Source organism: 'Prunus avium' virescence phytoplasma, assembly GCF_050916135.1.
Lineage (GTDB): Bacteria > Bacillota_I > Bacilli_A > Acholeplasmatales > Acholeplasmataceae > Phytoplasma > Phytoplasma ziziphi.
In genome coordinates, this window is the sequence record NZ_CP069156.1 from 703934 (window position 1) to 726578 (window position 22645).

General features: G+C 22.9%; 24 protein-coding genes, 1 tRNA gene and 1 pseudogene. 10 read left to right on the plus strand and 16 right to left on the minus strand.

The features are described from left to right. Nucleotides 1–10: 10 nt before the first annotated feature. The 8 genes from JNO41_RS03455 (at nt 11) to ftsH (ending at nt 8173) form a co-directional block, all read left to right on the plus strand. Entirely contained in the window at nt 11–199 is a 189-nt protein-coding gene (locus tag JNO41_RS03455; protein WP_152031098.1) for a hypothetical protein, read from the plus strand. Then, nucleotides 136–1314 carry a hypothetical protein gene (locus JNO41_RS03460; RefSeq protein ID WP_152031099.1) on the plus strand — a complete coding sequence of 393 codons (1179 nt, stop codon included), beginning with the start codon at nt 136–138 and terminating at the stop codon, nt 1312–1314. Before JNO41_RS03455 ends, JNO41_RS03460 begins: the two co-directional genes overlap by 64 nt. 248 nt (nt 1315–1562) lie before the next feature. Next, nucleotides 1563–2150, plus strand: a complete 588-nt coding sequence (locus JNO41_RS03465) for a hypothetical protein (protein WP_121463843.1) — start codon at nt 1563–1565, stop codon at nt 2148–2150. Next, nucleotides 2140–3213 carry a hypothetical protein gene (locus JNO41_RS03470; RefSeq protein ID WP_152031100.1) on the plus strand — a complete coding sequence of 358 codons (1074 nt, stop codon included), beginning with the start codon at nt 2140–2142 and terminating at the stop codon, nt 3211–3213. The genes JNO41_RS03465 and JNO41_RS03470 overlap by 11 nt, the downstream gene beginning before the upstream one ends. A 619-nt stretch (nt 3214–3832) precedes the next feature. Next, complete coding sequence (locus JNO41_RS03475; protein WP_121463845.1) at nt 3833–4762, plus strand: IS3 family transposase; 930 nt, start codon at nt 3833–3835, stop codon at nt 4760–4762. Between the two features lie 43 nt (nt 4763–4805). Further along, a complete protein-coding gene (locus JNO41_RS03480; protein ID WP_236628336.1) occupies nt 4806–4991 on the plus strand; it encodes an IS3 family transposase in 186 nt (61 codons plus the stop codon). A gap of 653 nt (nt 4992–5644) precedes the next feature. Next, entirely contained in the window at nt 5645–6529 is an 885-nt protein-coding gene (locus JNO41_RS03485) for a hypothetical protein (RefSeq protein WP_432729484.1), read from the plus strand. A gap of 90 nt (nt 6530–6619) precedes the next feature. Continuing rightward, the gene (gene ftsH, locus JNO41_RS03490; protein ID WP_236628337.1) at nt 6620–8173 is read left to right on the plus strand and encodes an ATP-dependent zinc metalloprotease FtsH; all 1554 of its coding nucleotides are present in this window, start codon (nt 6620–6622) and stop codon (nt 8171–8173) included. A 985-nt stretch (nt 8174–9158) separates the two neighbouring features. On the opposite strand, the gene JNO41_RS03495 is transcribed toward ftsH, so the two are convergent. Further along, on the minus strand, nt 9159–10364 hold the full coding sequence (locus tag JNO41_RS03495) for an aminotransferase class V-fold PLP-dependent enzyme (protein ID WP_121463848.1): 1206 nt from the start codon (nt 10362–10364) through the stop codon (nt 9159–9161). Nucleotides 10365–11434: 1070 nt separating this feature from the next. Between JNO41_RS03495 and JNO41_RS03500 the strand changes: the two genes are divergently transcribed. Both JNO41_RS03500 and JNO41_RS03505 read left to right on the plus strand, forming a co-directional pair. Further along, a complete protein-coding gene (locus JNO41_RS03500) occupies nt 11435–11728 on the plus strand; it encodes an ATP-binding protein (protein ID WP_121463849.1) in 294 nt (97 codons plus the stop codon). Nucleotides 11729–11862: 134 nt separating this feature from the next. Next, nucleotides 11863–12777: an ATP-binding protein gene (locus JNO41_RS03505; protein ID WP_161554972.1), complete on the plus strand. Its 915-nt coding sequence runs from the start codon at nt 11863–11865 to the stop codon at nt 12775–12777. A 568-nt stretch (nt 12778–13345) separates the two neighbouring features. Here the strand turns inward: JNO41_RS03505 and JNO41_RS03510 are convergent. The 15 genes and pseudogenes from JNO41_RS03510 to JNO41_RS03580 all read right to left on the minus strand — a co-directional run bounded on the left by JNO41_RS03510 (nt 13346) and on the right by JNO41_RS03580 (nt 22621). Next, the gene (locus JNO41_RS03510) at nt 13346–13765 is read right to left on the minus strand and encodes an OsmC family protein (protein ID WP_121463851.1); all 420 of its coding nucleotides are present in this window, start codon (nt 13763–13765) and stop codon (nt 13346–13348) included. A gap of 25 nt (nt 13766–13790) precedes the next feature. Beyond that, a complete protein-coding gene (locus JNO41_RS03515) occupies nt 13791–14132 on the minus strand; it encodes a hypothetical protein (RefSeq protein WP_121463852.1) in 342 nt (113 codons plus the stop codon). Between the two features lie 15 nt (nt 14133–14147). Continuing rightward, nucleotides 14148–14354, minus strand: coding sequence for a YneF family protein (locus JNO41_RS03520; protein WP_121463853.1), 207 nt, complete (start codon nt 14352–14354; stop codon nt 14148–14150). 109 nt (nt 14355–14463) lie between these two features. After that, nucleotides 14464–15024, minus strand: coding sequence for a 16S rRNA (guanine(966)-N(2))-methyltransferase RsmD (rsmD, locus tag JNO41_RS03525; RefSeq protein ID WP_121463854.1), 561 nt, complete (start codon nt 15022–15024; stop codon nt 14464–14466). Between the two features lie 6 nt (nt 15025–15030). Then, entirely contained in the window at nt 15031–15618 is a 588-nt protein-coding gene (gene yqeK, locus JNO41_RS03530; RefSeq protein ID WP_121463855.1) for a bis(5'-nucleosyl)-tetraphosphatase (symmetrical) YqeK, read from the minus strand. Between the two features lie 11 nt (nt 15619–15629). Beyond that, nucleotides 15630–16190, minus strand: coding sequence for a YqeG family HAD IIIA-type phosphatase (locus tag JNO41_RS03535; RefSeq protein WP_121463856.1), 561 nt, complete (start codon nt 16188–16190; stop codon nt 15630–15632). A gap of 1 nt (nt 16191) precedes the next feature. Then, the gene (gene greA / locus JNO41_RS03540; protein WP_121463857.1) at nt 16192–16671 is read right to left on the minus strand and encodes a transcription elongation factor GreA; all 480 of its coding nucleotides are present in this window, start codon (nt 16669–16671) and stop codon (nt 16192–16194) included. A 26-nt stretch (nt 16672–16697) separates the two neighbouring features. Then, on the minus strand, nt 16698–17282 hold the full coding sequence (locus tag JNO41_RS03545; protein WP_121463858.1) for an O-methyltransferase: 585 nt from the start codon (nt 17280–17282) through the stop codon (nt 16698–16700). Nucleotides 17283–17296: 14 nt separating this feature from the next. After that, on the minus strand, nt 17297–17746 hold the full coding sequence (gene ruvX / locus JNO41_RS03550) for a Holliday junction resolvase RuvX (RefSeq protein ID WP_121463859.1): 450 nt from the start codon (nt 17744–17746) through the stop codon (nt 17297–17299). After that, nucleotides 17743–18657, minus strand: coding sequence for a DHHA1 domain-containing protein (locus JNO41_RS03555; protein WP_432729491.1), 915 nt, complete (start codon nt 18655–18657; stop codon nt 17743–17745). The genes ruvX and JNO41_RS03555 overlap by 4 nt, the downstream gene beginning before the upstream one ends. A 56-nt stretch (nt 18658–18713) precedes the next feature. Continuing rightward, nucleotides 18714–20399, minus strand: a complete 1686-nt coding sequence (gene alaS / locus JNO41_RS03560; RefSeq protein ID WP_432729493.1) for an alanine--tRNA ligase — start codon at nt 20397–20399, stop codon at nt 18714–18716. Between the two features lie 50 nt (nt 20400–20449). Continuing rightward, nucleotides 20450–20650: a 50S ribosomal protein L32 gene (gene rpmF, locus JNO41_RS03565; protein WP_121463860.1), complete on the minus strand. Its 201-nt coding sequence runs from the start codon at nt 20648–20650 to the stop codon at nt 20450–20452. Nucleotides 20651–20765: 115 nt separating this feature from the next. Continuing rightward, nucleotides 20766–20842: transfer RNA gene (locus JNO41_RS03570), tRNA-Arg, on the minus strand. Between the two features lie 74 nt (nt 20843–20916). Then, a complete protein-coding gene (locus JNO41_RS03575; protein WP_121463861.1) occupies nt 20917–21360 on the minus strand; it encodes a tRNA (adenine(22)-N(1))-methyltransferase TrmK in 444 nt (147 codons plus the stop codon). After that, nucleotides 21357–22621: pseudogene (locus JNO41_RS03580) on the minus strand (sigma-70 family RNA polymerase sigma factor). Before JNO41_RS03580 ends, JNO41_RS03575 begins: the two are co-directional and overlap by 4 nt. Nucleotides 22622–22645 lie beyond the last annotated feature (24 nt).

The following is a 22645-nucleotide window of genomic DNA, read 5'->3' on the forward strand; positions in this document are numbered from 1 at the left end:
GTATATAAAAATGTCTAAAATGTTAAATATTCTTAATAATTATAAAAGAACTATTATTAGTTCTTTTATAATTATTGGTTTAACTATTGTAATGTATAAGACCGCTTATAATTTGCATTTAGAATGCGAAAAAATATGCAAGCAACACAAAATAAACAAATACAAGAGGAAACAAACAAATTACTACCACAAGAAATAAACGCTATACAAGATAAGAACAAAATATTAGCAAAAGACAACGATACTTTAAAAGAAAAATTAGCAACCGAACAACAAGGCGTAAAAGACTTAGATAGGGAAAATACCGCTTTAAGAGATGAAATAAAAACATTAAAAGAACAATTAAAAGAGAAACAACAAGAAATAGAACAATTAAAGAATAATCAAACACAACAAAAACCAAATGAACTTACACAAGAGGAACAAGAAGAAGAAGATAAAAAAGCACAAATATGGATAAATAGAAATTTAAATTTTTTATCAGACGTCATAAAGGAAATAAAACAAGAAATAGCAAACCTAATTTATGATAACGAAATACAACAACATATAACATCTTATGTTAATACATGGGCTATATACTTAGAAGCACAAAACTATTGTAATAGCATATTACAACGAAAAAATCACTCACTGCTATTAAAAGCGAGACAAATACAAGATACTATTGAAGCATATCTAAACATGTTGGTAAAACAAAAAAACAATAACAATATATACCGTGCAAATCCGACAATACCCGCAGAAATAGCAGACTTTATAGACGCTCAACTAAAAAAACCAAGTGCAAAACAACTAGAGGAACAGAAAAAACAACAAGAAATAGAAGAACAAAGAGAAAAAGAAGAAAGAGAAAAAGAAGAAAGAGAAAAAGAAGAAAGAGAAAAAGAAGAAAGAGAAAAAGAAGAAAGAGAAAAAGAAGAAAGAGAAAAAAGTAACAAAATGCAACAAAAATTAAATGACATGACTTTGCAAAACTTTTTGGAACTAAAAATTCAAACAATGAAGAATGAGTACGAAACTACGATCAGCGAAATTCATTATTTAGGTGTTATTTTAGGCAAGTTTTACGGATACTTAAATCTCGGCGAATTACCCGAAGAACAATTGCGTGAGTTTAAAGATTGTAAATCACTAACATGGGACGAATATAATGATAAACAAAACATCCTAGTAATGGCATTATTGAAACTAAAAATACAATTAAAAAACCCTCATATAAAAATACAATCTATATTGAAGGATAATAAAGAGGACAATAATATGATAATGAATATGTTTGAAGATATAGTAAGGTATGAGTTGGAAGCTTAAGATGATGTCTAAATACCTTATTTACTTTAATTACTGGTTTAATGTTTTAAAAACCTTTTGTCAAGCGGTTTATTCATGCCAATATTTTTCTTTATATATTGTGGGTTTGTTTTTCTTTTATTTAATATATCACTTCTTTTTTTACCGAACAAGCACATTATATATTCGGCTATGAGGTCGGTTGGATATTTATTAGTTTAATTTTTTATAATTGTTTTTATTTTATTTTTTTATGGTGGTGGAATCGTTTGGAAACTAAGTTTCCATCGTTAATAACTTTTAAAGAAATAGGCGTTTTTTGTTTAAGTCTATTAGAAAATCTTTTTAAAATTTTTAAAACTGTTTGTGAATATATTATATATACAGTTATTAATAAAGAGACTTTGACAGGTGTTGGTATAACAAGTACGACGGCAGTTGTGGGCGCCTCTGTTGGTGGCGGTATTCGTGGAGGTATTCAAGGTGCCGCTGTTGGCGCAGCAGGTGGTCCGTCCGGAGCTATTACTGGCGCAATTGTTGGAGGAGCCAAAGGAGCTATTAATACTGGTAGCGAGGCTTTTAAAATAGCGGCCAAAGGAGCTCAGATTGTTTTAACTTTATTTAAAAAAATTTTTTTAATCGTTATTGATTTTTTTATGAAAATAGGAACAAAATTTTTATCTGTACTTATATATGCAGCGAAAATAGTTAATAACGTCTTAAAACTTATTTTAAATAAATTAGGTATTATAAAAATAATTAAATGGTTATTTGTTATAATAGTCAATATATGTTTTATGTGGGGTTTTAAAAAAGAAATAAATGAAAGTGTTATAAGGACTATTAATGATGAGTAAAAAAGAGAGTAAGAAAGAGGATAAAATAGAGAGTCGAATAGAGGAAAAGAAAGAGGAAAAAATAGAAAATAAAAAAACAAACATATTCAAAAAGTGGAACTTTTTAAATAAGTTCGTAAAGAATAAACAAGAGAACAAAATAGAGAGTCAAATAAAGGATAAACAAGAGAACCAAATAGAGAGTCAAATAGAGAATAAAATAGAGGAAAAATATAAACGTGTTTGGGTTATAAGACTCTTCGGTAATGCTTATGGTTTAAAAGAGTTTATAATTACAATTAGCTTATTATTATTTATGTTTGTTATGATTATAAATGCTTTATATAAAAATCAACAAGCGCGTACCATGCATAAAAGATTATTAGATGACCCAATTTATCAAAGACAAATACAAGCAGCTATGCAAATCCAAAAAGATATATTAGATGTCAAAAAACACGGTTATATTCTTTTTGATATAGAATATATTTTTTATGATGAGACGAAAACCCAATTACAATATAAAATATATCATAGAAAAGGCCAGCGTATCAATCCATTAAAAAAAGAGGTATACGACCAAGAGAAACAAATTAAAACAGAAGAACATCATTATGGTTTTACAAAAAATGGAGACCATAAAGTGAGTAAAATAATTTATTATGAAACGAATTATGATACAACATTATATAAACCAGTTCAAGAAACTTATAAATGGGATGATATTGTAGGAGAAGCTAATTATTTTGTTATAGACAATCAAGAGATAGAAAAGACAGAGATTTATAAATATGATGTTTATAGGAGATGTGACGTAGATGGCGAAAGCTGGTATATCCTCGGAAAATACCCAAAATTTAATTTAATAACTATATATGATAAAGACAATATAAAATTACAAGAGAAATTTATTAATATCGAAATAGGTACCTGGTTGTGTCGTTTGAAAACTTGTGATTCTCATATATTAAAATTCAATAAAGAAGGTGTGATTATTTCAGGCGAGAGTATACCGGAAAAAGAAGGCGAAGAAACACGATGGGATGATTCTTTCTTACAACAACACAAAGACCACAAATATTAAAAATAACATATAAAAAGCAATTTTTATATATGTTATTTATGTTATCAACCCCTTTAAAATATGTTTGATTAATTAATATATGATATTAATATTAAATAAAATTATTTTATTACTTATATATACTTTGAAAATGCATTTAAAGGGTTTTAAAGCTCAAAAAATAAAATTAGTTAATAAAAATATATATTAATTTATCTTAAATAACCTTAATTTATTAATATTTTTTATTAATTTAATATAAAAAAATACTATTTTATGTTAATTATTGTTAAAAAAATGATAATTTTATTGATTTTTATTAAAAAAAGAGCGTTTTTTACTCATTTAACATCTGAGTTGGTGCTAAAATGGTACTAGCATGGTGCTTTAAATCTCATTTTAACAACTAAAATGCAACCTCTTACACGTGTTTTGCTTAGTTTTGTTAATATTTACTTATATTTACACAACTTTGTGGCAAAATGTAGCAATATGCAAACATATAACTGGCATATTGTCGCATTATTGCTTAAATATCACCCCAGTTTTTGTTTAACCTTGTTATCAAACAACAAGAAAACAACAAACAACTTATAATTTACAAATAAAATTACCAAATTAAATATAAAATCGCCAAATTATGAATAACCGATATAAATATAAAACAAAATTAAAAGCTATTAAAATGTCTAAAAAAGAGATTCCGACAGCTCAAATATTAAAGGTTTTAAAGATTAAAAGCCGACATAGTATTTACCAATGGGTAAAATGGTTTAATCAAGGAGAATACACAAGACTCCAAAGAAAACCAGGAGGCAGTTATAAAAAAACTTTCTCCCCCTTAAGTTATGAAAATTTTTACCATTTAAAATGTTTATCTCTTTTGAAAGATAAACAGCCTTTCATAAAGCATATACAAACTTTAACCTTCGAATACCCTTTATATCATCTTTTAAAGTTAATTAATTTATCATTTTCAACTTATTACGGTTATTTTAAAAGACAAACTAAACAACAAGAAAAAACAAACAAATTAAAAAAAATGATAAAAGAAATTGTGAATCAAGGGACATACCAACCTCAACAACCCAAAAACAAACCACGAAATAGAAGATGGGGTTACCGTATCATTCATCAAACATTATTAACTCAAAACATGAAAGTGAACCCTAAAACAGTTTATAAATATGTAAAGGTTTTAAATCTCTTATCCCAACGTCTCAAAATGAAAAAGAAGACATGGCAAAAGCCCCAAGAACAAAAAACTAATAATTATCATAACCTATTACAAAACCAATATAAAAGCGATAAGCCCAACCAAAAACTATGTACGGACATCACTTATTTAAATTATGGTAAAAATCAAAAACTTTATTTATCCGCGGTATTAGATTTATACAACCGCCAAATCGTCGCTTATCATATTAAGGAGCATCAAACCCTTAATTTAATAATAGACACCGCCAAACAACTTCAAAAAGGGCATCAAGGGAGCTTTATTCACAGCGACCGAGGTATGGTTTATTGTTCGCCAAAATATCAACAAATCTTGAATGATAAAAGGATATAAGGTCAGCTATTCACAACCAGCCACACCCTCACAAAATGCTTGCATGGAGTCATTTTGGTCTAATTTAAAATTAGAAAGTTTTTATTTAGAAAATAAAAACAAACTAACTAAACCACAAGTAATAAAAATAATAGATGATTATATATTTTATTACAACCACCAAAGGAGAATCAAAAAGAACGGTTATTTATCGCCGATTGATTATGCAAAACAACAAGGCCACGTTTAATATTTTATGGGGGTAAAATATTAAAAACGCGCTTAACCATATATAGCTTGTTTCGAACAGGTTTCTTTCCGTCGTCCTTTTTTATATTTTAAAGCTCTTAAATGCGGCTTTTTAAAAATATTTAAAAAATTGAGATTATTACTTGACTAATTAAAAAAAATCATTAAAATATCTTATTTAGATAACTAGACATATAAGATATAAGATGTAAGATCTTATTTTTTTATAAATATTTTTTTTAAATAAATAACCTATTGTAGGCAATTTTTTCGCTCCGCTTTACAAAAATTAAAAAAAATTAATATTTTATGTTTTTTTGTTGACAAATAAAAAAAATATTTTATACTATTAGTAATTAGTTTTTGAGAATTGCTTTTGATGGTGATTTTGAAAAATACTTTTATTTTGGGTCATTGCCTTTTAATATTTTTTTAATTATCATATTGGGCTCTAGTTCTAACTTACTGTTAAATTTGTTTTTTTTAATGTAAAATTATTTAATAATATATTAAAAATAATATATATATTAAAAATAAAAAAAAGAAGGATTTATATATAAATTGAATTTGAAAAATTATTTCATTAAATACAAAAAAATTATTATATATTCTACATGTGTTGTTGTATTGGTTTTAATATTGACGATTTTGTTGTTGATTGATTATAATAGAAATTCTCAAAAGACACAACAAAGACAACACCTTGCCGCATATTATGATTTATCTATTAATAAAATAAAAAAAGGGTTTATAGAACAAACTATTACAAATGAAAAAAAATTTGATAAATCAAACAATAAAATTATTTCAGAAATTATAAAAGATATTCAGAAAAATAGCAATTTGCCAAATGAACCAGCGACAGAAGATATTCAAAATATTATTTACGATTATAATGATCAAGGGCAATTGATATCTAGAAAAATGTCTTTTACGACTAATAGTAAAACAAGAATAAAAGATGATGATTTATCAAAGTATTCATATAATGCGCGTAATTTATTACAAAAAGAAGAGCGTTTTTTCAAAGGCCAAGCAGATAAACCTCCTTACGAAACCATTGACTATACATATGATGATAATGGTAAATTGATTAAAAAAACCGCAAAAGTGAATAATACAACATTTGTATTTAATTATGAATATCAAAATAATAAATGTACAAAACAAAATAACTTAAATAATAAAAATTTGAATCCAAGTGATTTATCGATATCGATCAAAACGTATCAAATAAACGAATATAATGATGAAAATCTTTTGATCAAAGAAACGATATATAACGCTGTTAATCACAAAATAACACAAATTATATCTTATTCATATGTTAACAACAATATTATAAAGAAAGAAATTATTAAACCGAATATTTCATTTACAGAAAAAATAGAAGAAAATAATAATTATGAAGATAATAAAATAAAAAACAAAATAATAAAATATTATAGAAAAGGTTCGCGACCATCTGATGAATATATATTAAAAGATTTTGAAGATGAAACGAATTATGAATATAATAAATCTGTGCCCTTTATATAAAAGTGTTTATCATGTAACTTGATTTAAACATATAAAAAGATAAAAAGTATATAAATAAAAAAATATTTATAGGAAGAAAAGGAAATTATTTTGTTTAAACGGCTGATTAAGAAAATAAATTTTTTAAAATTGTTTATATATTTTGTTTTCATTCATTTATTTATTAAAATTTTATTAAAAATATCTTATTTAGAATGTTTTCCGACCACATTTGATATATGTTTGCAAATTGCTAAATTTGCTGATTTTATTTATGATTTTTTCAGAAATATATCATCTACTTTATTTTTCTTTTATATATTTATGAGTATCAAAAACACATCTAGCAAATTAAACTCCAATCCTTTAGTTTCATCCAAACAAAAATCTTATTTTACTTTCGAAGATGTTGCTGGCAATGAAGAAGAAAAAGAAGAAATGAAGGAATTAATTGATTTTTTAAAAAGACCTCAAAAGTATGCTTCCGTAGGAGCTAAAATACCTAAAGGTGTTTTATTAGAAGGGCCGCCAGGAACAGGTAAAACCTTATTAGCGAAAGCTTTAGCTGGTGAAGCTGGAGTTCCTTTTTACGCTGTAGCTGGTTCTGAATTTGTTGAAAAATATGTCGGTGTCGGTGCTTCTCGTGTCAGAGAATTATTTAAAGAAGCTAAAGATCATTCTCCTTGCATTCTTTTTATTGATGAAATAGATGTTTTAGGTAGTAAAAGAGGTGGTTTTTCAGGAGGATCTCAAGAAACAGATCAAACTCTTAACCAACTTTTAACTGAAATGGATGGTTTTACTAAATCAAAAGGAATTATTGTTGTTGGAGCTACTAATAGAGCGGATATGTTAGATTCAGCTTTATTAAGACCAGGAAGATTCGATCGCAAATTTATAGTTGGTCTACCTGATGTTAAAGCTAGAGAAGCTATTTTAAAAGTTCATGTTCGTAATAAAAATATTTCTCCTGATATTAATTTTAATCAATTAGCGAAACAAACTCCAGGTATGAGTGGCGCTCAATTAGAAGCAGTTTTAAATGAAGCTTCTATTTTAACAGTAAGAAATCAAAAAGAAATGATTACTATGGAAGATTTAGAAGAAGCGATTGATCGCGTTTTAATGGGTCCAGCCAAAAAATCAATTAAATATACAGAAGAAGAAAGAAAAATGGTGGCTTACCATGAAGCTGGACACGCCGTTATTGGTTTAAAATTAGAACACGCTCAAAAAGTTCAAAAGATTACTATTATCCCAAGAGGTTCAGCTGGTGGTTATAATTTAATGTTACCTGAAAAAGAAACTTTCTTTTCTTCTAAAAAAAGAATGTTAGCGAATATTATTTCTTATTTAGGCGGTAGAGTAGCTGAAGAATTAGTTTTTGACGATGTTTCTAATGGAGCTTGTGAGGATTTTAAACAAGCTACTAAAATAGCTAGTTTAATGGTGACTAAATATGGAATGAGTGATTTAGGTGTTTCTCAAGATTCTGATTTTTCTGATAAAAAAGCGATTGATACAGAAATTAAAAAAATAATAGATCAATGTTATCAAGAATGTCAAAAAGTGATTAAAGAAAATAAATCTTTATTAGATAAAATAGTTAATTTATTATTAGAAAAAGAAACTATTAATAAAGAAGAGATAGATTTATTAGTTTAAAAACAATCTAAAATAAATAAAACGCTCTTTTTTAAAAATAATTAAACAAAAAATTATAAAATTAAAAAGAATTTTTTAAAATAAATAATTTAATAAATTTTAAAATAATGTGAATTATATTTAATATAAAAAAATAAAACCTAATCATTAATTGATTAGGTTTTATTTTTTTATCATTTTTTTAAAAAATTATTTAATTTTTAAAAATTCTTTTATACAAAAATGAGATTAAATTAAAATAGTAATATACAAAATAAACAAAAAATAATCTAAAAATTTTTTTATATAAGAAAATAAAACAATAAATTTTAATTTTTATTTTCAAACACGTAAAATTTGTTTTTTTTTTTTTTTGTAATAATTATAAGTATTAATTTATTTATTATAAAAATTATTATCAACTACAAAAGATAAAATAAAAAAAGAAAGAGAAAAAATATCCAAATGACAACCCAAAATAAAAATCAAATCTCAATAATTTTAACTGCTTTAATTTGTTTATGTTGCGCCATTTTTTCTGTTTTCGCAATAAATAATTACTTTTATAAACAAAAACAGAAGACATTAAATTAGTAAAAGGATTGCCTATTTTTGAAGTAGACAAAACAGATAATTCGACGAACCAAGATAAAATTCTTTTACCAATCAACAGATCCACAACAGATATGAAAAAATTTCTTAAATTAATTTAATATCTTTTCTTTTAAAAAACAAAATAACTACTTTACTATCTTTATCAGATAAAAGTAATATAATTAATATTATAAAATGAATATATTTATTCATTGTAAAAAATAATATCAATATGTTTTAAATAAAATATTATTATTTTATTAAATAATTTAAAATTATAAAAAAACATTTCACAAAAATAATATAAACAAATATAATAATAATTGTTTAATTCCGACATTTATATAAATTTAGAACAATTATTTTTAGTATTTAATAGAATAAATTTCGAATTAATCTTATTTTTGATAAATTAATTAAAAAAATTATTTATGTTTTTTAATGTATCTATTAAAATATCAATATCTTCATAATTATTATAAATTCCTACAGAAATTCTAATTGTACTTGTTTGATTTATTTTTTTAATAGCTAAATCTGCACAATGTTTTCCTGTTCGAACATAAATATTTTTAGATATTAAAAATTCTTCTACATCATGAGGATGAATATTACCTAAATTAAAATTAATAATATGATCCGCATTTGGATTAAAAATTTTAATTTGGGGTATTTTTTTTAATTGAAAAGTAATTTGCTCAATTATATGTTTATTATGTTGTTGAATTTGTTTTAATCCTATTCTTTGAATAAATTCTAAACTTTTTTGAAAAGCGATAATACTACTTATATTCAGAGTTCCTGCTTCATAACTATATGGCAAATTTTGAATAGTAAAATTGTGATGATTAACATCTTGAATATTACCCCCACCTATAAAAAAAGGTTTATACTTTTCCAAAAGATTCTTTTTGCCGAAAAGAATTCCTAAACCAAAAGGACCATACATTTTATGAGTTGAAAAAGCTATAAAATCTACATCTAAATCTTGAACATCTATTTTTTTAAAACTCACAGATTGAGCAGCATCTAAAATAATTAAAGCTTTTTTTTTTCGAACTTTCCGAACTTCTTGAATAATTTCTTTGATAGGAGTTTCGTAACCAAAAGTATTAGAAATGTGATTTAAAGCTACAATTTTAGTTTTCGAAGATAAAACTTTTTTAAAATTACTAAAAGTGATTTTGTTTTCTTCGTTCAATGGAACAAAAACTAATTTAGCTTTTTTTTGATTAGCAATTTTCATCCAAGGTAATATAGAAGAATTATGTTCTAATTCAGAAGTAATAATTTCACTGTCAGCTTCAATATCTTGACTTAAAATGTGAGCTAATAAATTTAAAGATTCAGTAGTTCCTTTAGTAAAAATAATTTCTTCTGCACAACTAGCATTAATAAAATGAGCTGTTTGTTTTCTAGTTTCATGAATTAATTGTTCAACTTGTAGAGAAAGGGGGCCAAAAGATTTATAACTCAAACCGTTATAATTATAAAAATTAAAAATAGCGTCTATAACTTCTTTTGGTTTTAAAGAAGTTGCGGCAGAATCGAAATAAATAAATTTTTTTTTATGATTTTTAAAAATTGGAAAATACAAACGATAATTATTATTTTTCATATTAAACCATCAAATGATTCAAATTTAATTTATTTTTTCGAAAAAAATATAAAACATATTTAAAATAAAAAATAAATTTTAAATATGTTTTTTCTTTATGAGAATTATTATAATAATTAATAATATTATTAAAATTATATGAATACATTTAATATATTTCCTTTTTTATTATTTGATGTTATTTATTTTCCGAATATTACAAAATATAAAATATAGTATATTTTTTTATCTAAATTATTAATATTTATTTATAATTTATCGAAATGTTTTATAAATTGAATTGAAAATCTTATATATCTTTATTTTTATTTTAATATAAATATTCCGAAATATATAGTAAATTATTTTTTTATTGTAAAATATGTCCTTTTAATAACCTTGTTTAGAAAAAAAACTGAAATTATATTTTCATAAGAAAATATTTTTTTGTATGTATTTTTTTATTTCTAATTGTTATAAATGTTTTTTATTAGACTATTTGCATTCTAAAAGAACATAAATTTTGAGTTGTTTTAATGATAATATCTACTTCTAAATGTAATATTATTTTGAAATTATTTATGTTTTTTATGTTACCCACTAATAAAAAACTATTTTATTTAGAATGTTTTTTGATTTTGTTTTATTAAAAACGATTATAGATGAGAAAATGTATGTTTATTAATTTCTTTTTAAAAATCTTTTTTCTATTTTTGTACACCCATAAATTAAACTCAATTTAAAATGATTATAATCTATTATGTTTTTCAAATTTTTAATTCTTTTAGTATGTTGATAAATAAAAATTTATCCTTCCATAAACTATTTTTAAATAAAATATCTTATTATATAAATTATAACATTTTATAGTAAATTTTTCTTTTCTATATTTATTTATTATGGTTATTGTTTTATATAAAATCTGAAAATATTTAAATATTTTTATTTTAATAATTTGTATAAAAATTAATATTTTTATAAACTTAATTTCAAATAAACTTAATTTAAAATTAAGTTTATTTGAAATAAAAAATGTATAATATAATATATTAGTTTATTTAATTGTTTATTAATATAAATAGGAGAATCAAATGTTTATCGGAAGAAAAAAAGAATTAGAAGAAATAGAAAATTTAATATCAACTTCTAAATTTGAATTCGCTTTAATTTATGGCCGAAGACAAATAGGAAAAACAACTATTTTACAAAAAATTATAAAAAAATATAAAGGGTTTTATTTTGTGGCTGATCGTTCAGGACTTAAAGCTAATTTAAAAAGATTAAGTCGTGAAATCACTAATTTTTTAAAAGAATCCGATATCCTTTTTGACAATTTTTATGATTTATTCGAATTTATAGTTAAAAGAGTCAACAAAAAAAATTAATTTTTGTAATTGATGAGTTTTCTTATTTAATAGATTCTGAATCATCTTTTTTAACTATATTACAAAATATTGTTGATCATAAATTAAACCAAAGTAATATTAAATTATTTATTTCTGGAAGTCATATGAGACTAATGGAACAAATGGATAATTATAATCAAGCTCTTTTTGGAAGAGTTACTTATAAAAAAAAAATTAAACCTTTTTCTTACTTGGAAGCGTCTTTATTTTATCCTAATGCTAATTATAAAGATAAAATTAGATTTTACAGTGTCTTCGGCGGCTTACCATTATATCTTAATAAAATAGATAAAAATAAAAGCATTAAAGAAAATATTATGAAAATATGTATACCAAATATAGATTCAATAGAAAATGAAATTTACACTAATTTGATGCAAGAAATTAGATTACCAGCCCCTTATTTAAATATTTTAGATGTTATGAGTGATAAAAAAGAAATTAAATTATCCAAAATTAGTCAAAAAATAGAAGAAAATACTAGCAAAACTTCTTATTATTTAAAAAAAATGTCAAATTTAGAAATAATCGACAAAAATATTTGTTTTGGAGAAAAAGAAAATCTTAAAAAAACATTTTATCATATCAAAGATCAATTTTTAAAATTTTATTATCGTTTTATTAAACAATATTACCGTCATCAATATATGTACGATAATAAAGAGGATTTTTATAATAAAACAATCGAACCTTTTTTAGAAATTTTTATTTCATGGGAATTCGAAAAAATTTGTAAAGATTTCTTGATATATAAATATCGAGGTGAAACATCTAGATTTATTTTGCAAAGAAAAAATATTAATATAGAAATTGATTTATTATGTAGAACTAAAGAAGGTATTAAAGCTTTCGAATGTAAATGGGGGCCAGAAATAAATAATGAACATATTTATGCATTGAAAAATAAAATAGAACAAATTACTAATATTCATCCTATACATCAAATAGGTTTTTTTGCTAAAAAGAAACCTTTAAGTAATATTTGCCAAAATTGTTTATATTTTGAACCTAAAAATCTTTTTGAATAATTTTGATTAATATATTTTAAAAAATATTTTGGTATATTCGGAATCGAGATTAATATTGAAACTTTGAAACTATATAAAAAAATTTAATTTGTAATAATTGACAAAAATAAAATCCAGTTAATAAATAACTGGATTTTTAATTTATTTTCAATTAAATCTTTCGATATTCAAAATAATTATACTAAATTTATTTTTTAATGGGCTTTAAAACCCTTAAAAATCTTTATATAAATCAAAAAGGGTTTTAAAGGGTGTTTTCTCTTTGATAATAAATATATAATTTATTATCAAAGAGAAAAAGAAAAAACTCTTCTTTTCTTCTTTCATAATAATTAAATATTATACCAATTATTAATTTTTTAAATATAAAATAAATATAAAATTTAAATATAAAAATCACTAAATGAACAAATATTTAAAATTATTTAAAATAAATTATATTTCATAAATTGAAATATTTTAATAATATCAAAAAATTTTTTAATAAATCAAAAAACTTTTTTTAAATATTAAAAACAAAAAATATATTTTTTTTACAAAAAAATTTTATTTAATAAATTTTATATTTTTAAATTTCTTCGAATAAAACGGATTTTAAAATAAAATGAGAATATGCATCAAACATTCTTGAAACAGGACATTTTTGATGAGTTAAATCCATAAGTTCTTTAGTTTCTAAAATAGATAAATTTTCGATACCACAAAACAAATCAATTTTAAAATAAAACCCTTTTTCGTCTTTTAAAGTATTGCACAAAATTTTTACTTTAATTTCGCCCGCGACATCTTTTTTTCTAATAGATGCAATAGCTTTAATTGTTTTATAAAAACAACAAATCAAAGATAAAGATAATAGTTCGTTAGGTCGACTGTAGTCTTCTTCGCTATTCATTAAAGCAGAAGCTAGCCTAGTTTTTAAACCATTTTTTATAATACCTAAATCTTTAAATTTTTCGTCATGATAAGCTATAATTTTCAATTCGGTCACTTTTTAAAATCCTTTTTTATTTTTTTTATAAATAGATTTTTTTTAAATAAACATCATTCGAAATTAAATTAAAAACCTTTATATTTAAACGACAAATAAATTTACTTTTATTAACTTCGTTATCCTTAATTTTTAAAACTATATTCAGATGTATAAATTTTTTAGTAATCAAATGATCTTTAGTTAAAGTAAATTCTTTTGTTTTATTCTCTGTCAAAATAGATTTTAAAAGATTTTGTTCTAATGGATCGCATTTTAATAAATATTTTTTAATCCTTTTTTTTTCATTAAATTCATAAAAAATATTCATAATAATCAAAATAAATGTAATAAAAATAACAAAAAATATTATAGAACTATAAGTCATAAATGTCCTCTCTGCTTACTTATTATTTTTCATACTGTTCATAATCTGTTTAATTTGTTTTTGGCTAGGATTTCTTCCCATTTGTTTAAACATTTCTTTAATTTGTCTTTCTGTAATAGGAGGATTTTTTTGTAAATACTTTTTAAACCAAAAAAACATCAATACAGCTCCTATTATAATACCTAAAACTAACAATAATAAACAAGCTACAGTCTGAGACATAAACAATAAATATTAACCTTTCTTTATTTCAAATATTCATTTTTTTCAAAAAATAAAAATACTCTACTTATTATTATAATATAATGAAAAAAATAAATAATAATTAAAATTAACGGAAATAATTTTTACGATAATAATATAACTTTTTAGTACCATATTTTTTTTCTTTAAATAAAACAAAATTATCTTGTCGTGAAGGTAATAAAGTTTTAGAATGGGTTTCAAAAACAATTAAACTTTGATTATGAGTAATTTTTTCTAAATATGAAAATAAAAGCAAATATGAATTAAAAAAATAAGGAGGATCTAAAAGAATGAGATCAAAAATTAAATTTTCTTTATTAAATTTTTTCAACATTTGAAAAGCATTATTATAAAATAATTTAATTTGTTCTTTTGGTAAATTTAATTTTTTCATATTTTTTTTAATAATTTGGAAAGCTGGCAAAAAATTATCCACTAAATAAACTTGTTTAGCATTTCTACTTAAAGCTTCGAAACCATAAGCTCCTGATCCAGAAAATAAATCTAAAACAATACTTTCCTTAATAAACTCTCCGACAGTATCGAATAAAGATTTTCTCAATGCATGTGAAGTACTTCTTGTTTTTATAGAAGAAACAGAATTAATTTTAAAACCTTTATATTTTCCAGAAATAATATACAACATACTTTATTATTCGTTATCAATCAAATCTTTTACTTTATTCTTGAAAAAATCAAAAACTTTTAATTGTTCAGAGAAAATTGTAAAATTATTTTCTTTATAATATGAAAAAGTCAATTTTAAAAAATAATAAATAGTTTTATTTAAATTTTCTAAAGATAATTTTCGCAAATAATCAACATTCGGATAATTTCTATTATCCTCTATTTTGTCGCTAATAAAAATTATTTTATCTAATTTACTCATGTTGATATGGCCCCAAACATGTTTTTGAATAGCGTTTAAAATTTGTCTATCTTTTATATTAAATTCTTTTTTAACGCAAATAGCTGCACTAAAAGCATGATAAATAAAAGGAGCTTGTTTATACTTATTAATTTTCGTTTTATTTAATAATGATAAATGAAATTCTAATGATTCGTTTTTAGTATAATCATGTAATAAAGAAGCAATTTGTGCTTTCTCAATATCAACTTTATAAAAACGAGCTAATTGAACTGCTTTTCTGCAAACACTTAAGATATGATTTAATCTCTCATCATCATTTCGAAAGTTTTCTTTTAATTTTTTTAAAATTTGCTCTATTAACGGATTCATGATAATTATTTTTATGATTTAATAAAATTTTGAAATTTTTTTCGATATTCTTCTAAATTAATTTTTTTTATCTTTTTGATAAAAGGTTTTTCTATTAAAAAACGAATTAATTTAGTTCTAAAAGATTCATATTTTCTATCTAAAGGTTTTACTAAAACAGAAATAATATTCATCTTGTTAGCTCCTGCGATATCAGTTCTTAATTGATCACCTATCATCATAACTTCCTCGAAACGAAAATTAAATAATTTCAATGCTTGTTCAAAACCCCATATAGAAGGTTTTTTATGATAAAAATTTAAATATACATAATCTAAATTATTATTTTTAGCTATATAATGAACTTTTTTAAATGAAGCATTTGAAATAATTACAATTTTAAAACGTTTATTTAATCTTTTTAATAATTTTCGAATATTTAAATTTAATTCATTTTCTTTAGAACTTAATAAAGTATTATCTAAATCAAAAAACAATACTTTGATTTTATCTTTATAAAAAAAATTATCATAAGGAATATCAAAAACAGATTCATAATAAAAATTAGGCAAATATTTATGTTTAGTTATCATTTTATTCAACCTTTAAAATATTTACTTTAAAACTTTTTCCTGTTTCTGTTTTAACTAAAACTTGGTCTCCTTCTTGATAACCTTGAATACTTTGGCCTATCGGAGATTCGATAGAAATTTTATTCATAAAAGGATTAACTTCTAAAACACCTACTAAATGTAAAGTTTGTTCTTTCATGTTATCTAAAAATTGCAGTGTAACTGTTTTACCAATATTAATTTCTTTATTTGTACTATAAGTATCAATAATTTTAACATTTTTTAAAATATTTTGAATTTCTAAAATACGAGTCTCTATAAAAGCTTGTTCATCACGAGCTGCGCTATAATCAGCATTTTCGCTTAAATCACCTTGTTCTCTAGCTTCTTTAATGGCTTCTAAATTTTCATGTCTTTTAACGTTTATAAGATGTTCTAATTCTACTTTTAATTGATCCACTCCTGATTGTGTTAACTCATAATTTTTTTTATTTTTATTCATTTATATTTATTTCCTTATTTAATCCCTTATAATACTTTTTTACGTGAAATACTAATACCGTCTCCTATATCCAAAAAAGTTGTTTCAAACAAAAAATTATTTTTTAAAAAAAATTTAAAATCATTAATTTTTTGGATTAAACGTTTAGTACTTCTTGAAATTTTAGGATTATTAATATCTAAATTATGAAAATTTAAATTATCACATATAACAAATTTATTTTCATTTAAAAAAATATTATATTTTTCAAATAATTTTTGATATTGAACTTTAGCGGCATCAATAAAAATTAAATCATATTTTTTATTAGGTTGATAAAAAAGAGCTTCTGACCAAATAAATTCAATATTAAATTTTTTTTCATGAAAAAAATCTAAAGCTATTTTATATTTATTATAATCTCTTTCTATAGTTTGAATATTATTTTTGTCATTATTCATAGCAAGAGCACTATAACCAATAGCCGTTCCTATTTCTAAAATATTAATTAAATTATTTTTTTTAATTATATCTTGTAAAAATATAAGAGTTTCATCATGAATAATAGGAATATTATGTTCTAAAGCATATATTTTAATATTTTGCAAAAATTTTTCTTTTTCATTCTTCATAATATAAAAATCTTCTAACTATTGTTTACAAACTTATTATTACGATAATTTAAAAAATTTTGCAAAATAATGCCTGCCGCTATTTGATCCTTTAAATTTTTTATTTTTTTCTTATTATGATTATTTAAACGACATACTTGATATGATTGCTGAGTAGATAAACGTTCATCCCATAAAATAACTTCTACGGAAGAAAAATTTTTTTTAAGTCTTTTAGAAAAATCAATGCTAATTTGAGCTTTAACTCCCACATCATTATTCATATGCTTCGGATAACCTAAAACTATTGTGGTAACTTTAAAATTTTCAATAATTGTTTTTAAAGGCTCAATTAATTCTTGATATTGATTAGTACGAAAAAAAATTGTTTTTAAATTATTAACAATAATACCAGATTCAGACACAGAAATACCTAACGTTTTTTCTCCTAAATCTAATCCTAAAAAAACATTTTCTTGAGTCATAAAAACACTTTCCAATTATTTTTAAATTCAAGAAATCTATCGACTTCATAACTAGTTAATTGACCAAAATTTTTATTGCCGCCACCTTTACCATTAATTGTTTTAACAACTTTTTTAATAAAATTACCTACATGAATTATTTTACTTTTGCATAAAATAAAAACTTGATCTAAATTTTTTTGACATAAGCATAAAAAATCTACTTTTAATATATTAAATAGATGATCTAACAACACTTTTAAGTCATTATTTGTCAGTTCGTGATGATTACCGACAACAATCATTAAATAAGGCTCTATTTTGTCAGGAATAAATTGCTTAGCTTTTTTTATAATTTGTTCATTTCTTTTTTGTAAAATTTGTTTTTTAAATTCACTAAATTCTTTTCTTAAAACTTGTAAATAATTTTTATAATTTTGAATATAAGCATAACTGTCTTTATAATTTTTCTGAATAGCGATCCTTTTTATTTTTGATAAAAATTCTTCTAAATAAATATCTTTGTGTATTTCTTCTATTTTAGCAAAAATTTGTTTTTCTTCTAAGATAAAAGGTTCTATTTTTTTATTTAAAGCTGAAAATAAGTTAGAATCAGTAACTGCTTCTATTCTATAAATTCCAGAGCCAATGATTTTATAATCTACAATAGCAAATTTTTTTAAATCACTTGTGTTAACGACATGTGTGCCGCCACATAGTTGAAGCGAAAAATCACCAATCTTAACTATTCTAACTTTATCTGGATAATTGGTATTATCTAAAAATTGAACTTTTCTTTTTTTAGCTTCTAATAAAGATGTTTCTTGGATAATAACTGGATGTTTTTGATTAATCCATTCATTAACTTTGTTTTCTATTTTTATTAAATTTTCAAAAGATAAATGTTGAAAATGATCAAAATCAAATCTCAAATAATCAGAATTTAAACCAGAACCTCTTGGTTTAACATGTTCTCCTAAAATTAATTTTAAAGAATCATATAAAAGATGAGTAGCTGTATGATTACAAGAAGTTTTTTTCTCTTTAAGATATCAATAGAAGCTGTAACTTCTTGCCCTTCGATAAAAAAATTTATCAATGGAGAAATGGAACGATCGAATTGATGAATAATTTGTTGATTTGGTAATTTAGTAACTTTAACTACTACTAAATTATCAATCATTCCTACGTCATAAATTTGGCCGCCCATCTCAGGATAAAAAGGTGTTTCTTTTAAAACAATGCCTTCGTCAAAAACTTTTAAAATTTTGGTTTGAATCGAAAACTTATTATAACCTACAAATTCGCTTTTTTCAGTAAAATTTAAAAAAAGATCATTTTGTTTATTCATACTATATTTATTATTTTGGACGCCACGAGATAATTTTTTTTGTTCTTCTAAATAAACTTGAAATTTTTTTTCATCTATATGAATATTATTTTTTTTAGCATATTCATAAATCATATCCACGGGAAAACCATAAGTATCATAAAGTTTAAAAAAATTATCTCCTGAAAGAGTATTATTTTCAACTAATTGAAAAAATAATTTTTGACCTTTATTTAAATTAAAAACAAATTTTTCTTCTTCTGTTTGGATAATATTTTCAATAATTTCTTTTTTATCAATTAAATAAGGATAAAATTCTCTCATTATATCAATAACAACAGAAACTAATTTAAATAAAAAAGGTTTTAGAAAACCTAATTTTTTTCCTTTAGTAAAAGCTCTTCTTAAAAGTTTTTTTAAAATATATCCTCGGCCTTCGTTAGCGAATAAAACCCCGTCGCCAATACCAAAAACTAAAGTTTTGATATGATCAGCGATAATTCTAAAAGCTTCTTTGTGTTTCGAATATTCAACTTTACTTAAAAAACTAATTTTTTGAATAATAGGAAAAAAAAGATCTGTTTCGAAACTAGTTTGTTTGTCTTGAAAAATACAAGCTAAACGTTCCAACCCTGAACCAGTATCGATATTTTTACTTGGTAATTCAAGATATGTTTCTCTATTTTTCCCTGATTCACTATTATATTGTGAAAAAACTATATTCCAAATTTCTACAAACCGATTATTAGAAATATCTTTGTAAAGTAATTCTAAACCTCTTTGATCATACTCAACTCCACGATCAAAAAAAATCTCAGTACAAGGACCGCAAGGTCCTTCACTTATTTCCCAAAAATTATCTTTTAAAGAAATTAAATGATCTGAAGCAATTCCTTTTTTTAACCATAAGTCATATGTAGCTTGATCTTGATAAAAATAAGTAATATACAAACGATCCTTCGAAAAAGCAAACCACTTATCAGATATCAATAATTCGTAAGCAAAATCTATCGCTTCTTTTTTAAAATAATCGCCTATTGAAAAATTACCCAACATTTCAAAAAAAGTATGATGAATAGAATTTTGTCCTACATTCTCAATATCATTTGTTCTTAAACATTTTTGAATGCTAACTATTTTAGGACAAAAAGCTTTTTCAGAACCATCAAAATATTTTTTAAAAGGAACTACCCCCGCATTAACCCATAATAAACTAGGATCAGAAGAGTCAGGAATTAAAGAAGATGAATTTTCTAAATAATGTCCTTTTGCAACAAAAAAATCTAACCACATTTGTCTAATTTCATTAGTAGTCATCTTTTTCATTTCATAATTTCCTTTCATTTCATAATTTCCTTTATATAATATTTTATTTCAACAAAAAAATATATCTTTTATTCTACTTCTTTTTGTTTCTTTTTATTTTTAATTAAAATTAATTTACCTTTATAATAAGAGCTATTTGCAGTTAAACGATGTGATAAAGTAAAATTATGAGTATCAGGGCAAACAATTAAGTTAGGTTTAGTTAATTTTTGATGTGTACGTCTTTTTCTTTTTGCAGTTTTACTTATTCTTCTAAAAGGAACAGCCATGTTTTTATATCTCCTATTTTTTTATTATCAAATAAAAATTTTAACAAAATATTTATTTGATAATAAAAGAACTTTTTTTCTTAAATTTTTATATTCAATATTAAAATAAAAATAATGGCGTTTGAGAAGGGATTCGAACCCCCGACCGACGGCTTAGAAGGCCGTTGCTCTATCCAGCTGAGCTACTCAAACTTTTTATGGAATCAACTTATATTATACTTTAAAATTTTATTTTTTTCATTTTATTATTAACAAAAATAATTTTTTTATCCTTTTTGAAAAACTTTCAAAAAAATATAACTAAATTTATCATAAAAATTATAATATTCTAAAATATCAAAATTATTATTATTTAACCAATCAATCAAATAATTAATTTTTCCTTGGCAACCTAATAAAAAATATTTTTTTTTATAAGGAGATCTTTGTAAAATTTGCGAAATAGTATGCGGACCCATTCCGCAAATCAAAGCTAAATCAAAATCATCATTTATTTTATCAAAACCATCACTTAAATAAAATTTAACAGGATAATTTTTTAAATTTTCAAAAGCTTTTTGTAAAGGTTTAATTTTATTATCACAAGCAATTCCTTTTTTAATATATTTTAAATCTAATGCTTTTTTTAAAACTAAACCATGATCTGTGCCGATATCAATAACTATATTGTAACCTTTTAACAGAGAAGCGATAAAAAGAAGTCTTTTCATTTTTTAATAATATTATTATACAATGTTCTTAATTTATTTTGCTTAGAAGGGCTTCTTAAACGTCTTAAAGCTTTAGCTTCTATTTGGCGAATTCTCTCGCGAGTAACTCCAAATTTATTACCTAATTCTTCTAAAGTATAAATATGTCCATCTGTAAGGCCATAACGCATTTTTAAAACTTGTTCTTCTTTATCTGTTAAAACTTCTTCTAAAGATTCATCTAAGGTCTTTTTTAACATTTCTTGTAACATATATTCATGAGGAGAAATAGTATTAGGATCATTGATAAAATCTCCTAAAGAAGAATCAACTTCTTCTCTAGCTGATGTTTCTAAAGAAATAGTTTCTTTTTCTATCATTTGAATATCCACAATTTCTTTTTTTTGATATTCATATTCATAGCTAACTCTTGATTATCAACTTTACGTAATAAATCTTGTGTTAATTTTCCTAAACAACGAGAAATTTTATTCATTGTTTCAATAATATGAACTGGAATTCGAATTGTTCTAGCTTGATCAGATACAGCTCTTGTAATCGCTTGTCTTATCCACCAAGTAGCATAAGTAGAAAATTTAAAACCTTTAGTATAATCGAACTTATCGACTGCTCTCATCAAGCCCATATTGCCTTCTTGAATTAAATCTAAAAATAAAATCTTTCTTCCTATATAACGTTTGGCTATCGAAACTACTAAACGATAATTAGCTTCGATTAATTTATTTTTAGCTTTTTCAGCATCTTCTATCTGTTTATTTATCTCTTGTACTTGTTCATATGTTAATTCTATTTCTTGTTTTTTATATTGTTCTAATTTTTTTTTAGCTATTAACCCTTCATAAACCATTTTGGATTTTATTTTTTCTTCTTCTAAAGTTAATAAAGGAATTTGACCTATTTCTTTAAGATACATTTTAACAGGATCGTTTACTTTAATAGAATTAGAAATTTGTTCCAAATTTAAATCTTCTTGAGATTCTTCTTTATTATACATATCATTATTTGTTGAATATAATTTATCAAAAGGATCATTTTTAGATGGATTTTTTTTTCTAGAATTATTCCTTTTATTTTTGAATTTTTTATCATGCATAATTATGGATTTAATAAGTCTTGAGTTAAAAAAATCTTTATTTTTATAAAATTGTTCTAACCATTGAATCTTTTGTTCGAAAGGAGTAATAACAAGTGAATGATTTTCTTGTTCTATTTTCAAATGATGTTTTTTATAGATTTTTTTAAAATTTTTTCTTAAATTCATAAAATTCCCTTTTTATTCATTTAT

Coding starts and splice junctions, on each gene's coding strand:
- JNO41_RS03455 (WP_152031098.1), top strand. CDS start 11: ATGTCTAAAATGTTAAATATTCTTAATAATTATAAAAGAACTATTATT.
- JNO41_RS03460 (WP_152031099.1), top strand. CDS start 136: ATGCAAGCAACACAAAATAAACAAATACAAGAGGAAACAAACAAATTA.
- JNO41_RS03470 (WP_152031100.1), top strand. CDS start 2,140: ATGATGAGTAAAAAAGAGAGTAAGAAAGAGGATAAAATAGAGAGTCGA.
- JNO41_RS03475 (WP_121463845.1), top strand. CDS start 3,833: ATGAATAACCGATATAAATATAAAACAAAATTAAAAGCTATTAAAATG.
- JNO41_RS03480 (WP_236628336.1), top strand. CDS start 4,806: ATGGAGTCATTTTGGTCTAATTTAAAATTAGAAAGTTTTTATTTAGAA.
- JNO41_RS03495 (WP_121463848.1), bottom strand. CDS start 10,364: ATGAAAAATAATAATTATCGTTTGTATTTTCCAATTTTTAAAAATCAT.
- JNO41_RS03500 (WP_121463849.1), top strand. CDS start 11,435: ATGTTTATCGGAAGAAAAAAAGAATTAGAAGAAATAGAAAATTTAATA.
- JNO41_RS03505 (WP_161554972.1), top strand. CDS start 11,863: ATGGAACAAATGGATAATTATAATCAAGCTCTTTTTGGAAGAGTTACT.
- JNO41_RS03515 (WP_121463852.1), bottom strand. CDS start 14,132: ATGACTTATAGTTCTATAATATTTTTTGTTATTTTTATTACATTTATT.
- JNO41_RS03520 (WP_121463853.1), bottom strand. CDS start 14,354: ATGTCTCAGACTGTAGCTTGTTTATTATTGTTAGTTTTAGGTATTATA.
- rsmD (WP_121463854.1), bottom strand. CDS start 15,024: ATGTTGTATATTATTTCTGGAAAATATAAAGGTTTTAAAATTAATTCT.
- yqeK (WP_121463855.1), bottom strand. CDS start 15,618: ATGAATCCGTTAATAGAGCAAATTTTAAAAAAATTAAAAGAAAACTTT.
- JNO41_RS03535 (WP_121463856.1), bottom strand. CDS start 16,190: ATGATAACTAAACATAAATATTTGCCTAATTTTTATTATGAATCTGTT.
- greA (WP_121463857.1), bottom strand. CDS start 16,671: ATGAATAAAAATAAAAAAAATTATGAGTTAACACAATCAGGAGTGGAT.
- JNO41_RS03545 (WP_121463858.1), bottom strand. CDS start 17,282: ATGAAGAATGAAAAAGAAAAATTTTTGCAAAATATTAAAATATATGCT.
- ruvX (WP_121463859.1), bottom strand. CDS start 17,746: ATGACTCAAGAAAATGTTTTTTTAGGATTAGATTTAGGAGAAAAAACG.
- alaS (WP_432729493.1), bottom strand. CDS start 20,399: ATGAAAGGAAATTATGAAATGAAAAAGATGACTACTAATGAAATTAGA.
- rpmF (WP_121463860.1), bottom strand. CDS start 20,650: ATGGCTGTTCCTTTTAGAAGAATAAGTAAAACTGCAAAAAGAAAAAGA.
- JNO41_RS03575 (WP_121463861.1), bottom strand. CDS start 21,360: ATGAAAAGACTTCTTTTTATCGCTTCTCTGTTAAAAGGTTACAATATA.